The 13,346-nt window shown below is 37.8% G+C and carries 12 protein-coding genes; 6 read left to right on the top strand and 6 right to left on the bottom strand.

Annotated elements, in window-relative coordinates:
- Positions 1-8: 8 nt before the first annotated feature.
- Complete coding sequence (locus tag PTQ27_RS08755; protein ID WP_273748197.1) at positions 9-692, top strand: electron transport complex subunit E; 684 nt, start codon at positions 9-11, stop codon at positions 690-692.
- A gap of 434 nt (positions 693-1,126) precedes the next feature.
- Complete coding sequence (gene lpxM / locus PTQ27_RS08750) at positions 1,127-2,077, top strand: lauroyl-Kdo(2)-lipid IV(A) myristoyltransferase (RefSeq protein WP_273748196.1); 951 nt, start codon at positions 1,127-1,129, stop codon at positions 2,075-2,077.
- A 58-nt stretch (positions 2,078-2,135) separates the two neighbouring features.
- Here the strand turns inward: lpxM and PTQ27_RS08745 are convergent, their stop codons facing one another.
- Entirely contained in the window at positions 2,136-3,590 is a 1,455-nt protein-coding gene (locus PTQ27_RS08745; RefSeq protein WP_273748195.1) for an aminoacyl-histidine dipeptidase, read from the bottom strand.
- Between the two features lie 179 nt (positions 3,591-3,769).
- Here PTQ27_RS08745 and gpt point away from each other — a divergent pair, with 179 nt between their 5' ends.
- From gpt to pnuC, 4 genes are all read left to right on the top strand, one after another.
- A complete protein-coding gene (gene gpt, locus PTQ27_RS08740) occupies positions 3,770-4,243 on the top strand; it encodes a xanthine phosphoribosyltransferase (RefSeq protein WP_273748194.1) in 474 nt (157 codons plus the stop codon).
- 63 nt (positions 4,244-4,306) lie between these two features.
- Positions 4,307-4,930: a guanylate kinase gene (gene gmk, locus PTQ27_RS08735; protein WP_273748193.1), complete on the top strand. Its 624-nt coding sequence runs from the start codon at positions 4,307-4,309 to the stop codon at positions 4,928-4,930.
- Positions 4,931-5,017: 87 nt separating this feature from the next.
- Entirely contained in the window at positions 5,018-6,415 is a 1,398-nt protein-coding gene (gene tdeA / locus PTQ27_RS08730; protein ID WP_273748192.1) for a toxin/drug exporter TdeA, read from the top strand.
- A gap of 164 nt (positions 6,416-6,579) precedes the next feature.
- A complete protein-coding gene (pnuC, locus tag PTQ27_RS08725; protein WP_273748191.1) occupies positions 6,580-7,281 on the top strand; it encodes a nicotinamide riboside transporter PnuC in 702 nt (233 codons plus the stop codon).
- 105 nt (positions 7,282-7,386) lie between these two features.
- Here pnuC and PTQ27_RS08720 read toward each other — a convergent pair whose 3' ends face one another.
- The 5 genes from PTQ27_RS08720 to PTQ27_RS08700 all read right to left on the bottom strand — a co-directional run bounded on the left by PTQ27_RS08720 (position 7,387) and on the right by PTQ27_RS08700 (position 13,344).
- Positions 7,387-8,085, bottom strand: a complete 699-nt coding sequence (locus PTQ27_RS08720; RefSeq protein ID WP_273748190.1) for a LutC/YkgG family protein — start codon at positions 8,083-8,085, stop codon at positions 7,387-7,389.
- A 5-nt stretch (positions 8,086-8,090) separates the two neighbouring features.
- Entirely contained in the window at positions 8,091-9,497 is a 1,407-nt protein-coding gene (locus PTQ27_RS08715) for a LutB/LldF family L-lactate oxidation iron-sulfur protein (protein WP_273748189.1), read from the bottom strand.
- Between the two features lies 1 nt (position 9,498).
- Complete coding sequence (locus tag PTQ27_RS08710) at positions 9,499-10,230, bottom strand: (Fe-S)-binding protein (RefSeq protein WP_273748188.1); 732 nt, start codon at positions 10,228-10,230, stop codon at positions 9,499-9,501.
- A gap of 108 nt (positions 10,231-10,338) precedes the next feature.
- Positions 10,339-11,943, bottom strand: coding sequence for an L-lactate permease (locus tag PTQ27_RS08705; protein WP_273748187.1), 1,605 nt, complete (start codon positions 11,941-11,943; stop codon positions 10,339-10,341).
- A gap of 309 nt (positions 11,944-12,252) precedes the next feature.
- A complete protein-coding gene (locus tag PTQ27_RS08700; RefSeq protein WP_273748186.1) occupies positions 12,253-13,344 on the bottom strand; it encodes a porin in 1,092 nt (363 codons plus the stop codon).
- Between the last annotated feature and the right edge of the window lie 2 nt (positions 13,345-13,346).

Genomic DNA, 13,346 nt, shown 5'->3' with positions numbered 1-13,346 from the left:
GTGGAAAAATGGAAACAGAAAACCAAATTCCTGTAGTCAATATTGATACAGAACCTAAACAAGCATCCGTTTGGAAAACGCTATTAGCCGATGGCGTATGGAAAAACAACGGAGCTTTAGTGCAATTATTAGGCTTATGCCCATTGCTTGCGGTTTCTAACAGCGTAACCAATGCGTTAGGGCTAGGCTTGGCGACCTTATTTGTGTTGGTTTGCACCAATACGACCATTTCGCTTTTTCGCAAAATGATTCCGCACGATATTCGTATCCCGATTTATGTAATGGTGATTGCAACGGTGGTAACGGCAGTACAGCTTTTAATGAATGCCTTTGCTTTCCCTATCTATCAATCACTCGGGATTTTTATTCCGCTGATTGTAACTAACTGTATCGTAATCGGACGAGCAGAAGCCTACGCCTCCAAAAACGAAGTAAAACTCTCCGCCTTTGACGGCTTTGCTATGGGGCTTGGTATGACCTTAAGCCTTCTGCTACTTGGAGCATTGCGTGAAATTATCGGCAATGGTACCTTATTTGACGGTTTAGATTTACTGCTAGGCGATTGGGCAAAAGCATTACGCATTGATGTTTTGCATATTGATTCCGGTTTGTTATTAGCGATTTTACCACCGGGGGCTTTTATTGGGCTTGGGGTGATATTAGCGTTAAAAAATATTATTGATAAAAAATAGGGGATATTGTTACTTTTCTTTGCTTGTGCAAAGAAAAGTAACCAAAAGAAAGCACACCCTGCTTCGTTGCTGTTCCTCACTTTATTGAAATTTTTTTAACGAAAAATAACCCTGATGTTCGCTTCGCTCTCGCTCGGGATTATTTTTCTAAAAATTTCAAGTCGTTCGGGCAACTCAGAAGGGAACCCGATCCGACCATAACAAGCGGTTACTTTTTTTAATTATTTTGCAAATAACGCTCTATTGGGTTCCCTTCTGAACCGCCTGAGCGTGTTGGCAATTTGTAGGACAATTTTTCTTGAGCGAAGCGAATTTAAAATTATCCGTCAGCAAATGCCAACTAAGCGAAGAAAAGCGGTGAAGTAGGGTCGCCTTTCTTTGGTTACTTTCTTTGGCGAAGCAAAGAAAGTGACAATGAACTTGAGGAAAACAAAATGACACGAATTACCGCCCAAGACGGTTATACACATAAATTCTTGTGGTCTTTTTTACACCCTAAATATTGGGGAGTATGGCTCGGTGTATTAGGGCTTGTGATTTTGGCTTATGTGCCGGCTCGTATTAGAGATAAATTTTCAGCCTTTGTGGGAAAGGTGGCTTATAAATACCTAAAACAGAAAAATAAAAAAGGCTATCATCGGGCAAAGGTTAATTTACGTTATTGCTTTCCAGATTGGAGTGAGCAAAAACGAGAAGATGTGATTGAGAAAATGTTTATCACTGTGGCTCAAACAATGTTAGCGATTGGCGAAACGGCAATTCGCCCTGTTTCTTACTTGCAAAAACGTTGTGAATTTACAGGCTTTGAGCAGGTTGTAAAAGCCAAAGAAAGCGGAAAAAACGTGATTTTATTGGTACCGCATACCTGGTCGATTGATATGGCAGGGGTGGCGATGTTTTCTTTAGGCTATCCAATGACCTCAATGTATAACCCACACCGTAATGCGTTGGTGGATTGGTTGTGGAACATTACCCGTGAGCGTTTGGGCGGGCGAATGCACACTCGTCAAAATGGCATTAAAGCCTTTTTAGCCGATGTGCGTAAAGGTGATGTGGGCTACTTCTTACCAGATGAAGATTTTGGCGAAGAGTTAAGTGTGTATACCGATTTTTTCGCTACCGAAAAAGCAACTTTGCCGGGGTTAAATAAAATGGCAAGGGTAGCAAATGCGGAAGTAATCCCGATGTTTTCTATCTATAACGCTGAAAAATCGGTGTATGAAATGGAAATTTTACCGCCCCTTGAGTTTTCTGGCGATCCAGTGCAATCTGCCCGAGAAATGAATAAAGTGATAGAGTACTTTGTCGAGAAAAATCCTGAACAATATGTTTGGATTTTAAGACTACTCAAAACCAGACGTAATGGCGAAGATATTTATCAATAATTAAAGCAAGATAGTAAAAAGGATTAAGCGTGCTGGCTTAATCCTTTTTTAGTTTTAACTATTTAGCAGGCACTTGGGCAAGCAATTTAGTCAGTAATTTCCAATAGTTTTCAACGGCTGGAATATGCACTTTTTCATCTGGCGAGTGAGCATTGTGGATAGTCGGCCCAATGGAAACTAAATCCATATTTGGGTAGATTTTATTAATTAAACCGCATTCAAGCCCTGCGTGAATAACTTTAATTTCTGCCTCGTAACCTAACACTTCATCATAAATTGCTTTAGTTAATGGCACGATTTGTGAACTTGGGTTTGGCTCCCAACCAGGGTAGTTGCCAGAAAATTCCACACTTGCCCCTACTAAAGCCACTAATGAACCAATTTTGCTACGAATATCGGCTTTTCCGCCTTCAATTAATGAACGAGCAAGAATAGTGGCTTTAACCGCATTATCTTCAATTTTTAATACGCCAATGCTTAGTGAAGTTTCCACCACATTTTCTACTACATCGCTATTACGCACCACACCATTTGGCAACACATTTAAGAAATGAATTAAACGCTCGGTGGTTGATGCATCAAAGCATTGTGCAGGCAAGGCAGATTCTTCAACAAAGAAAGCTAAATTTGGCTCGGCAATTTTTAATTCTGCTTTTAATTGTGCCACGGTTTCTGTTAAACAAGCGGTTAAATTTTCTTTATTTTTTGCAGAAAGTACCAATGTTGCGTGGGCTTCACGAGGAATCGCATTACGCACAGAACCGCCTTGAATATCGGCAATTTGGAAAGGTGCTACAGCTTTTGCCTCTGCCAAAATACGAGCAAAAAGTTTAATTGCATTAACACGATTGGTGTGAATATCCGCCCCTGAATGTCCGCCGTTTAAGCCTTTAAGGGTAATAGTTAAAGCAGTCTCTTGAGTGTTTGGCTCAAGCTGAATTGGCAGGCTTACATTCACATTCTCGCCACCGGCACAACCGATATAAATTTCGCCATTTTCTTCCGTGTCGGTATTTACCATAATATCTGCCGTGAGCCAGTTCGGACGCAAACCAATCGCCCCTTCCATTCCAGCCTCTTCGGTCATTGTAAGCAATACTTCAACGGTCGGGTGCACAAGGTCGTTGCTTTCTAACACCGCCATACAAGAGGCTAAACCAATACCGTTATCTGCCCCAAGTGTCGTGCCTTTTGCTTTAACCCATTCGCCATCAATATAAGGTTGGATTGGGTCTTTAGTAAAATCGTGTACTGTGCCGGCATTCGCTTGTGGCACCATATCTAAGTGAGCTTGTAGGGCGATAGTTTGGCGATTTTCCATACCTGCAGTGGCTGGCTTACGAATGAGTACATTGCCTGCTTCATCACGCTCTACAAATAAATTTTTAGATTTTGCCCAATTTACAATAAATTCAGCTAATTCATCTTCGTGATAAGAAGGATGAGGAATTGCACAAACTTTATCAAACCATTGCCAAAGTAAGCTTGGCGATAATGTTGAAATTTCTGACATAGGTAGCTCCTTTTGTTAATTTTCTGTTTGCAAGCGGTAGAAAATTCGCAAAATTTTGCAAAAAAATAACCGCTTGCACAAAAAAATGAATGAAATGATGGCGAAAAAAGCATTTTCAGGTTATTCTAACGCAATTTTTATATCAGGGGTTAGCCCCAATTTTATTTTAGGTTGTCGTTATGAGTGAAAAATACACAAATGAAAAATATGTCGTAACTTGGGATATGTTCCATATGCATGCTCGCAAGTTAGCGGAGAATTTATTACCTGCTTCTCAATGGAAGGGCATTATTGCAGTAAGCCGTGGCGGTTTATTCCCTGCTGCAGTGTTATCACGTGAATTAGGTATTCGCCACGTTGAAACCGTGTGTATTGCAAGTTACGATCACGACAATCAAGGTGAATTAAAAGTATTACACGCAGCTGAAACCGATGGCGAAGGCTTTATCGTGGTAGATGATTTAGTGGATACGGGCAACACTGCAAAAGAAATCCGCAGAATGTACCCTAAAGCACGTTTTGTAACGGTGTTTGCAAAACCACAGGGTGCGGCATTAGTAGATGATTATATCATTGATATTCCACAAGAAACTTGGATTGAGCAGCCTTGGGATTTAGGTATTACCTTTGTTCCGCCTTTGGCTCGTAAGTAATTTTAGCGTAATGGACAATGAAAATTGTCCATTATTTTTATCTGTTTTATCTAGATTAAGAAAATGAGTTTAGGAAATCTTTATATTATTTCAGCTCCGAGTGGTGCAGGAAAATCGTCGTTAATTAACGCATTGTTATCTGATTTGCCACGTTCGGAAGTGCAACTTTCTATTTCACATACCACACGTAATCCTCGACCGGCAGAGGAAGATGGTGTTCATTATTATTTTACGACCCACGATGAATTTAAAGCTTTAATTGAGAAAGGGCATTTTTTAGAGTGGGCGGAAGTTTTTGGCAATTATTACGGTACTTCCTTGCCGATGATTGAGCGTAGCCTTGAACAAGGGATTGATGTTTTTCTGGATATTGATTGGCAAGGAGCGCGTCAAATTCGAGAAAAAGTACCAAATGTGAAGACTATCTTTATTTTACCTCCTTCTAAGCCAGAGTTAGAGAAGCGTTTAATCGGACGTGGGCAAGATTCAGAAGAAACCATTGCTAAACGTATGTCTGAAGCAGTTTCGGAAATGAGCCATTATGATGAGTTTGATTATGTGATTATCAACGATGATTTTAAACAAGCCTTAGCTGAGTTGAAATCAATTTTGGTTGCAGAGCGTTTAAGTTTGAATTCTCAGCAAATTAGGCACCAAAAATTAATTTCTGAATTGTTAAATAATTAAATGAACAATCGTTCATTTTAACTGGAAAGAAAAATCTTTTTTGGTTAGAATACAGCGTTTTTTATCCAAAATAATGAAGGAAAGGTAATGAAACTCTCTAAATTGGCATTTTCTGTGGTGCTATCTATTGCGGTAACCGCTTGTACAACAGGGAATATGAGTAATGATGGTAGCCTTGAAAAAGCAACGCAAACCTATCAAAGCTATGATGACATCACAAAACAATACCCTATTAATGAGCAATGGTGGTTAGGCTATAACGATTCGGAATTAAGACGTATTGTTGATTTAGCTATTCAAAATAACCTTGATCTGGCGAAAAGCGGAATTGCAGTTAATAAGGCACTTTATAATGCTAATTTAGTCGGTGCAAATTTGGTGCCAACTTTTAGTGGTTCTGGTTCAACAAGTGCTGCAAAAGGTGTTGGTTCAAGTTCAAATAATGTATCGACAGGTGTTTCAAAAGTCGCAAGTCAAGCTGCATTTAACTTAAGTTATACCATTGATTTATGGAAACGTTTAGCGGACACCGCAAGTGCTGCGGAGTGGGTTCATAAAGCAACGATTGAGGATTTAAAAGCGACTCGTTTATCGCTTATTAACTCTGTAGTATCGACTTATTACCAACTAGCCTATTACCGTGATGCGATTCGTATTACCGAACAAAGCATTAAAGATTATGAGCAAATTAGTCGCATTTTAAACAATAAATTAAGTGCCGGTGCAATCGACCGATTAGCGGTAGATCAAGCTCAACAAGCGGTCTTAAATGCGAGAAATAATGTAATTTCATTACGTACCAATCAAAAAATTGCAGAGCAAACTTTACGTAATTTGTTAAATATTCACCCAAATACTCCGCTTAATATCCGTTATCCGAATGTGATGAATGTGAAATTACAAGGTGTGGACTTAAATGTGCCGGTTTCAACTATTGCAAATCGTCCTGATGTAGTGGGTGCATTACAGCGTTTACAAAGTGCATTCAAAACATTAACCGCAACCGAAAAAAGCTGGTTCCCAACTTTAACTATTGGCGGCTCTATTGCTGGCAGTGCAAGAACTTTAGGTAACGTGGCTGACAACCCTGTGGGTAGTGGGGTAATTTCATTTGATTTACCATTCTTAGATTGGAACCGTGTAAAAAATAATGTGAAAATTTCAGAATCTGATTATGTGACTGCTCGTTTAAATTATGAACAAACTATCACGTCAGCATTAAATGAAATTGATCGCCATTATTACACTTATACGCAATCTAGAAGCTCATTAAAAATGTTGCAAGATACCTACAACCACGATAAGCGAATTAGTTCGTATTACAAAAACCGTTATGAGCAAGGTGTGTCGGAGTTCCGTGAATGGATTGCAGCAATGAATACCGAGCGTAACTCACAACTTGCAATTTTAAATGCGAAATATACGATTCTTGCCAATGAAAATGCAGTTTACCAAGCGATGGCGGGTAAATATCAAGCAAGATAAAATCTAGTTTGTAAAATATTGGGTTCGAATTGTCGAACCCATTTTTTTATCTAAACCCTAAGGCTGATATTTTGTGAGAATCATCACAAAATATCAGTTCTTTTTTATGTTTTCTACTCAGAGAGGAGTATAATTGCCTTCTAAAATTTATCTTAGGAGGAAATATGAATTTTGAAACAGCCTTAAAACAAGTAAAAAATGAGCTATTTGGTGGTTGGAAGCCCCTTGAAGCTGCATTTCTAATTTTCTGTATTGTTGCCATTATTTGGCAGGGTATGGAAGCATTAGATGAAAAAGCCCCTGTTTTAGGAATGATTGCAGGTGTGTCAGGCATTATCTGTAATGTATTCATCAGTAAAGGGAAAATTAGTAACTATTTCTTTGGGCTTATTTTTGCTTATAGCTATTTTTATGTAGCTTGGGCAAATAACTTTTTAGGCGAAATGAATACCACATTATATGTTTATATTCCAGCACAATTTATCGGTTATTTCTTATGGAAAACCAATATGCAAAAAGAAGAAGGAAATGATGTTGTGGTGGCAAAAGCACTAACCTTAAAAGGTTGGGTTGGTTTATTGGCCTTCTTAATTATTGGTACTTTGCTATTTGTGCAGGTGTTAAATCACTTCGGCGGTAGTTCGACAGGTTTAGATGGTTTAACAACTATTATCGTGGTAGCAGCACAAGCTTTAATGCTAATGCGTTATCGTGAGCAATGGTTATTGTGGATTGTACTTAATATTATTTCGATTGTGTTATGGGCAGATAGCCCGTCTGTTTATACGATGTATGCAGCATTCTTGTTGAATGCAATTTATGGTTTCTGGAACTGGACAAAATTGCAAAATACTGCTTCGCATTAATCTAAATGTATATTTAGAATGTTTAAAAGCAACTAGCACGGCATTGCCGTGCTAGATTATTAATGAGCCACGAGTTATTAATGTGTGCGTGGCTTAGATAAGCGATTATAGATCGTCAATAACAAGGTAGATCTTATTCACAGGGCCGTGAACCCCTACTACTTTGATTAGCTCTATATCTGCAGTTGCAGAAGGCCCAGAAATAATATTAATACAAGATGGCATTCTCTCGCCTTTTTGTGCTTTCTCGTGTAGGATTTTAGCTAATTGTGCAACACGTGGTAATATATTGCTCTTGCGTAATACTACTACAGATTTCTCAGGTAGAAGGCTAACGGAGCGACCAAAGGCTTTATCTGAAAAGAGTACAACACCACCAGATTCTGTTAGCCCATATTCACCATATACTACACCAATATTAGCTTGCTCAGCTTTTTCAATATTTAACTCAGCTTGTTCACTATTCCATAAATAGCTATCATACTTAGCTTGTAATACTGGGATAATTCCAAGTGTTTCTAAGCGATTATCCTGGTTAATAATAATGTTGCCACCACCATATTTTTCACAAATATCTAGCATTGCTTGCGGTACATCATTTTCTTTCGCCACAATAACATCAGCCATCATAATACGTGAGAATTCAATAAACTCATTGCAGAGTTGCTCTTGATTACGATCTGTTAGGCGAGTAGTCGGGTGATTATTCACTAACTCAGGCATTGGTGCAGGCACAGTTTGGCGAGGTCTGCCCATTCTGTTTGCTAGCTTATTTAAGAAATTTTCACGATTTTGCAAATCCATATTAATTACCCTCTGTTATTAAACCAATCACGGAAGCTTTCGCCTTCAGCACTTGGAAGATCTCGTGCTTTTGTCCATTCAGCCAATGCACCAACATTAACCGGTGCTTTACCATTTTTAATAAATTTACCAGCTAGTTTAGCACCTACTTTTACACCAACTTTCCAGACATTTGGGTGTGAATTAGCAAAATTAAAACCAAAAATAGATAAACGTTCTGCCGCAGGTGTCATACCATTTTGTGCAATATGTTCACGATGTTTAAGAATTAACTGTGCTAGTGGAATTTTAACAGGGCAAACACTGTTACAAGCGGTACATAGTGAACAAGCATATGGTAATTCTTTAAATTCCTCATAGCCTCCTAATAATGGAGAAATAACTGAGCCAATCGGGCCTGGATAGATAGAACCATAACCGTGTCCACCAATTTGACGATAAGCTGGGCAAGTATTTAAACAAGCACCGCAACGAATACAACGTAATACTTCTTTGAACTCACTTTCTAAAATTTTAGAACGGCCGTTATCAACAATAACAAGGTGGAAATCTTCAGGGCCGTCGGTTTCACCTTCCAGTCTTGGGCCGGTTAGCCAAGTATTATAAGCGGTAAGTTTTGCACCTACTGCACTACGGGCAAGCATCGTGATGAGTACATCAACTTCTTGGAAGGTTGGGGCAATACGCTCCATTCCCATTACCGCAATATGTGTTTTAGGTAGTGTTGTTGCTAATCGTAAATTACCTTCATTAGTCACTAAACAAACAGATCCAGTTTCTGCAACCGCAAAATTACAACCTGAAATACCAATATCAGCTTCTAGGAAGTCTTGGCGAATTTTCTCTCTTATAAATAAGGTCATTGCCTCAGGTGTTTCAGGGCCTTGGTAGCCAAGGGTATCGTGTAATTCTTGTCTAATTTTATGACGATCTTTATGGATTGCTGGTACAACAATGTGAGATGGTTTATCGCCAACGATTTGTAACAAATATTCACCTAAATCCGTTTCAACAACGGTTATTCCATCTTTTTCAAGAACATCATTTAAGCCGATTTCTTCCGTTACCATTGATTTAGATTTTACAATCTTCTTCGCATTTTTCTGTTTTGCAACTTGTTGAATGTAAGCGGTGGCTTCTTCTGCCGTTTCTGCAAAATAAACGTGCCCGCCATTTTTAGCTACATTTTCACTTAATTGATATAAATAGGCATCAAGATTTGCTAAGACGTGATTACGGATCTGTTTAGATAAATCACGCCATTCTTCCCAGTTTCCGAGTTCATCAACCATTTTTTGGCGGTTTGCACCAATAGTTTCTTGAGCTTTGATAATAGCTTTACGCATCATCTCATTCTCAATTTGTGTTTCTACTCGTTTTTTAAATGCAAGGTTGCTGGTTTTTAGTGACATATTATTTCCCCTCCTGCATTAATACTTCTGCAATATGCATTACCTTAACAGGATGCCCCTCACGGCTTAAACGGCCACCAATATTCATTAAGCAACTTACATCTGCACCAATTAAGTATTCTGGCTCAGCTTCCATCACATTAACTACTTTTTCTGTTACCATTTCACCTGAAATTTCAGCCATTTTTACAGAGAATGTACCGCCAAAACCACAACAAGTTTGTTGATTGTGTATTGGCATCAGTTGGAGGCCTTTTACATTTTTTAATAAAGTTAAAGGCTCATCAACAATACCTAATTTACGAAAGAGGCTACAAGAAGGATGATATACAGCTTTACCAGGAAGTGTTGCCCCGACATCAGTTACTCCAAGTTTGTTTACAATGAAGTCTGTTAAATCATAGAATCGATCTGCAACTTTTTTTGCTCTTTCAGCCCATTTGGTTTCACCAAATCTTTCAAAATGTTCAGGGTAGGTTTTAATGGCATAAACACAAGAGCCAGCAGGTGCAACAATAGGGTAATCATTAACTTCGAATGTTTCTACTAAACTTTTCATTCCAGGAAGAGCTTGTTTGGTATAGCCACTATTGATTGCCGGTTGTCCACAACAGCCTTGTTTTTCTAAAAAGGTAATATTACAGCCTAGTTTTTCTAGTAAAAGTACGCTGTTTTTAGCGACACCTGCTTTTACAATATCTGCAATGCAGGTAACATAAAAATTAACGTTCATAAGAACTCCCACAATAAATAAAAATAAGAATTAAACTCAAAAATATACTCTAAAATAGCGAAAGGAAGTAGATAAGAGCTACTTCCTTTCTTTTTACTTATTTAGATATTAAAGAGTATAGAATAAAGGAACAATAAAGAGTGCGGCTATTGCGGCAATCGCACCGTAAACAAACATAGGTACAGCAGTTTTCTTAATAATGTTACCTTCTTGTTTCTCAATACCTAATACAGAACATACTGCAACGATGTTATTAATACATACCATATTACCCATTGCACCACCAACAGATTGTAATGCTAAGATTAAGGTAGCAGATAAACCTGTTGCTTGTGCAGTAGCAAATTGCACAGTACCAAAAGTTAAGTTAGATACAGTATTTGAACCAGAGAAGAATGAACCTATTGCACCTAAGAAAGAAGCAAATAATGTCCAGTATTCACCTGTTGCAACGGCAAAACTTTGACCAATAATTTGTACCATTGATTCTTGTCCACCAATTAGCATTAATTTTACCATAATCAATGCACCTAATAAGGCTAGGAATGGCTTTTTAATTTGAGCAAAGCTGGTTGAGAAGATATTTGCTGTATTTTTACCTGAGACTGCAAAAATAGGGATACAAATTAATACCGTTACAACAAATGGAATTAATGCTGGCACATAGAGTAATTTGTAGCTTGTTGCCACATTAGTACCTAAAATATTTTTTAAGGCAAAAATAAGACCTTGGCTAATTTCAAAGTTCGCAAAACCAACGGAGCTTGCAATCCAAGTTGTCGCATCATTCATCAACGCTTTAAATGGTAATTGTTGAACACGTGTAACAATTAAAATGGCAATTAACAAACCTGTTGGTAATAACGCTTTTGCAACTTCTCCAAAAGAGGCTTTATCATCACCTAAATTGTTTTCTGATTTTGCTAAGCCAATACCTAAATTAGCAACAAATACAGAGACCAATAAGCCGATTGCACCAGCAACAAGTGATGGGAACTCGTAGTTAAATTGAGCAATAATGATGTATGGTACAACACAAGCAAGTATGCTAATGTAGATAAATACGAGGTTTTGACGAATTTCTTTCCAAGATACAACTAAACGCAGAGCCATTAATGGAATAATTAATGCAGTGATTGCGTGAATAAGAGCAGTCATTGAACCAATTTCAAGCACTTGTGCTTCAGTCAATAAATTATCTTTTAATAAAGGCCCCATTCCGAACCAGGTTGGTGTACCAACGGCTCCAAAAGAAACAGGAACAGAGTTCATTACAAGTGCTAACATTGCTACTTTTAATGGCGGAAAACCTAAGCCTACAAGAATAGGGGCTGCAATGGCAGCTGGTGTACCGAAGCCAGAAGCTCCTTCAATCATAAAGGCGAATGCCCAACCGATGATCATTAACTGTGCAATAGGGTTTGGGTTAATTGCCCCTAGCCATTTACGCATTGTATTTGTTGCACCAGATACCTCTGAGAAGCGGTTAAATAAAATAGCACCAAAAACAACAGTAATTGGAGTGAGTACATCACCAAGTCCGGCGATCATATTAGCCATAACAAGAGTGAAGTCGTTACCAAAATAAGTTAATTGCAAGATAAAGATTAACGCTGCAGTGAGTGGTAATGCCACATAAGATGGCAGAGCATTACGTTTTACCATTAAATAAATAAGTAAAACAATCGGGAAAACGCTTAGAAATAGCGCCATAGAACACCTCTTTTTTGATGAAAAAAATAATCTTATTAGTAGAGTGAGAGGCATTTTACTCCGAAAATAGAAGTGTGTAATTCGTTTGTTGTTGTTTTGTGATCTCCTTCAAACTTTTTTTAACCAAGAGAAGAAAAAAACATCACTTTTAGTTACTTTTTACTAACATTTTGTGCGTTATACGTAAAAAAGCTGATTCTAATTAAATAAGAATCAGCTTTATATGTTAATGATTGAAATAAATATGTAACACTATTTACCTATTTAATATTAGCCAGATAAATAGGATAGTCACATATTATATGGTTATTACCAATAAGCTCTTAAGCCTACAACAGTTGTGTAATTACGAGATTTTTTGGTTTGAGCATTATTTTCATAGTGTTTAGCACGTGTTGCTTGCCATTCAACAAAACCTTTTAAGTGTTTAGGCACAATATAGTACTCTGTACCTAACATAAATTGGTTTCTTTTCACTTTAGTATCTAGGTTGTTAGCTGAATTTAATTTATTTTCTTTGTACGCATACATTGTATAAGCATTCCACTGATCAGTTAAACGGTGGAATAATACAGTACGAACTTCTTTTTCAACACGTTTGTTACCAATAGTTACTTGGTCTTCTGTTTCACGACGCTCTAAATCTAAACCGATAGTTGTTTTACCATAGGTATAGGCTGTACCGAATGCAAATGCGTTACGCTCATAATCTCCAGAACCTTGTTTAAAACGTTCACGTGTTCCGCCAGTTGCTAATTTTAAGTTTTGGTTATCAGCGATTTTGTAATTATAGATTGCTGCCGCACCCCAAATATCTTTACGCTCGTTAGCTAAATCTAAATTATCGTTTCCACGTTGGCTGTTGCCACCATAGAATGCACCAAGTTTTAAGCCTTCAATACCTCTGTAAGTATATTGTACTGTACGACGAGAAACACCTGTTAATAAACCATCACTTAAACTTAATGTATTTGGTAAATCGGTTTGTTTAACTTCATCAGCAATATTTGTCATATTACCGTAAGTTAATTCACCATATTGTGCGTGACCGATACCTGCATAAAGTTGGCGAGTATAAAGGTGGTCAAAATTATGTTGTGAGCTTGAATCACCACGCATACGCCATTCAACACGGCCTAAAACATAAAAGCTGTGACCAACTTGTTGAGTTAAGCGAAAACCAAAACGTGAACCGTTATTATCTACTGTGTGATTAACGTGGTTACGAGTTGTTTGACCATTTGTTGGAGATACTTTATCTGAAGTACTTTCCCATTTAATACGAGCAGAACCGATAAAATCAATTTTTGTGCCAGTGTCTTGATGGTCATAAATCGTAATTGCTGATGCTGATGTTGCAACAACGCTAGAAGCTAAAATAGCTAATGCTGTTTTTTTCATAA

The sequence above is a fragment of the Mannheimia cairinae genome, from assembly GCF_028649535.1.
GTDB classification, from domain to species: Bacteria; Pseudomonadota; Gammaproteobacteria; order Enterobacterales; family Pasteurellaceae; genus Mannheimia; species Mannheimia cairinae.
This window is presented reverse-complemented; position numbering and strand designations above follow the sequence as displayed.

Coding starts and splice junctions, on each gene's coding strand:
- PTQ27_RS08720 (WP_273748190.1), bottom strand. CDS start 8,085: ATGGATTTGCAAAATCGTGAAAATTTCTTAAATAAGCTAGCAAACAGA.
- tdeA (WP_273748192.1), top strand. CDS start 5,018: ATGAAACTCTCTAAATTGGCATTTTCTGTGGTGCTATCTATTGCGGTA.
- pnuC (WP_273748191.1), top strand. CDS start 6,580: ATGAATTTTGAAACAGCCTTAAAACAAGTAAAAAATGAGCTATTTGGT.
- PTQ27_RS08745 (WP_273748195.1), bottom strand. CDS start 3,590: ATGTCAGAAATTTCAACATTATCGCCAAGCTTACTTTGGCAATGGTTT.
- PTQ27_RS08705 (WP_273748187.1), bottom strand. CDS start 11,943: ATGGCGCTATTTCTAAGCGTTTTCCCGATTGTTTTACTTATTTATTTA.
- gpt (WP_273748194.1), top strand. CDS start 3,770: ATGAGTGAAAAATACACAAATGAAAAATATGTCGTAACTTGGGATATG.
- PTQ27_RS08755 (WP_273748197.1), top strand. CDS start 9: ATGGAAACAGAAAACCAAATTCCTGTAGTCAATATTGATACAGAACCT.
- PTQ27_RS08710 (WP_273748188.1), bottom strand. CDS start 10,230: ATGAACGTTAATTTTTATGTTACCTGCATTGCAGATATTGTAAAAGCA.
- gmk (WP_273748193.1), top strand. CDS start 4,307: ATGAGTTTAGGAAATCTTTATATTATTTCAGCTCCGAGTGGTGCAGGA.
- PTQ27_RS08700 (WP_273748186.1), bottom strand. CDS start 13,344: ATGAAAAAAACAGCATTAGCTATTTTAGCTTCTAGCGTTGTTGCAACA.
- PTQ27_RS08715 (WP_273748189.1), bottom strand. CDS start 9,497: ATGTCACTAAAAACCAGCAACCTTGCATTTAAAAAACGAGTAGAAACA.
- lpxM (WP_273748196.1), top strand. CDS start 1,127: ATGACACGAATTACCGCCCAAGACGGTTATACACATAAATTCTTGTGG.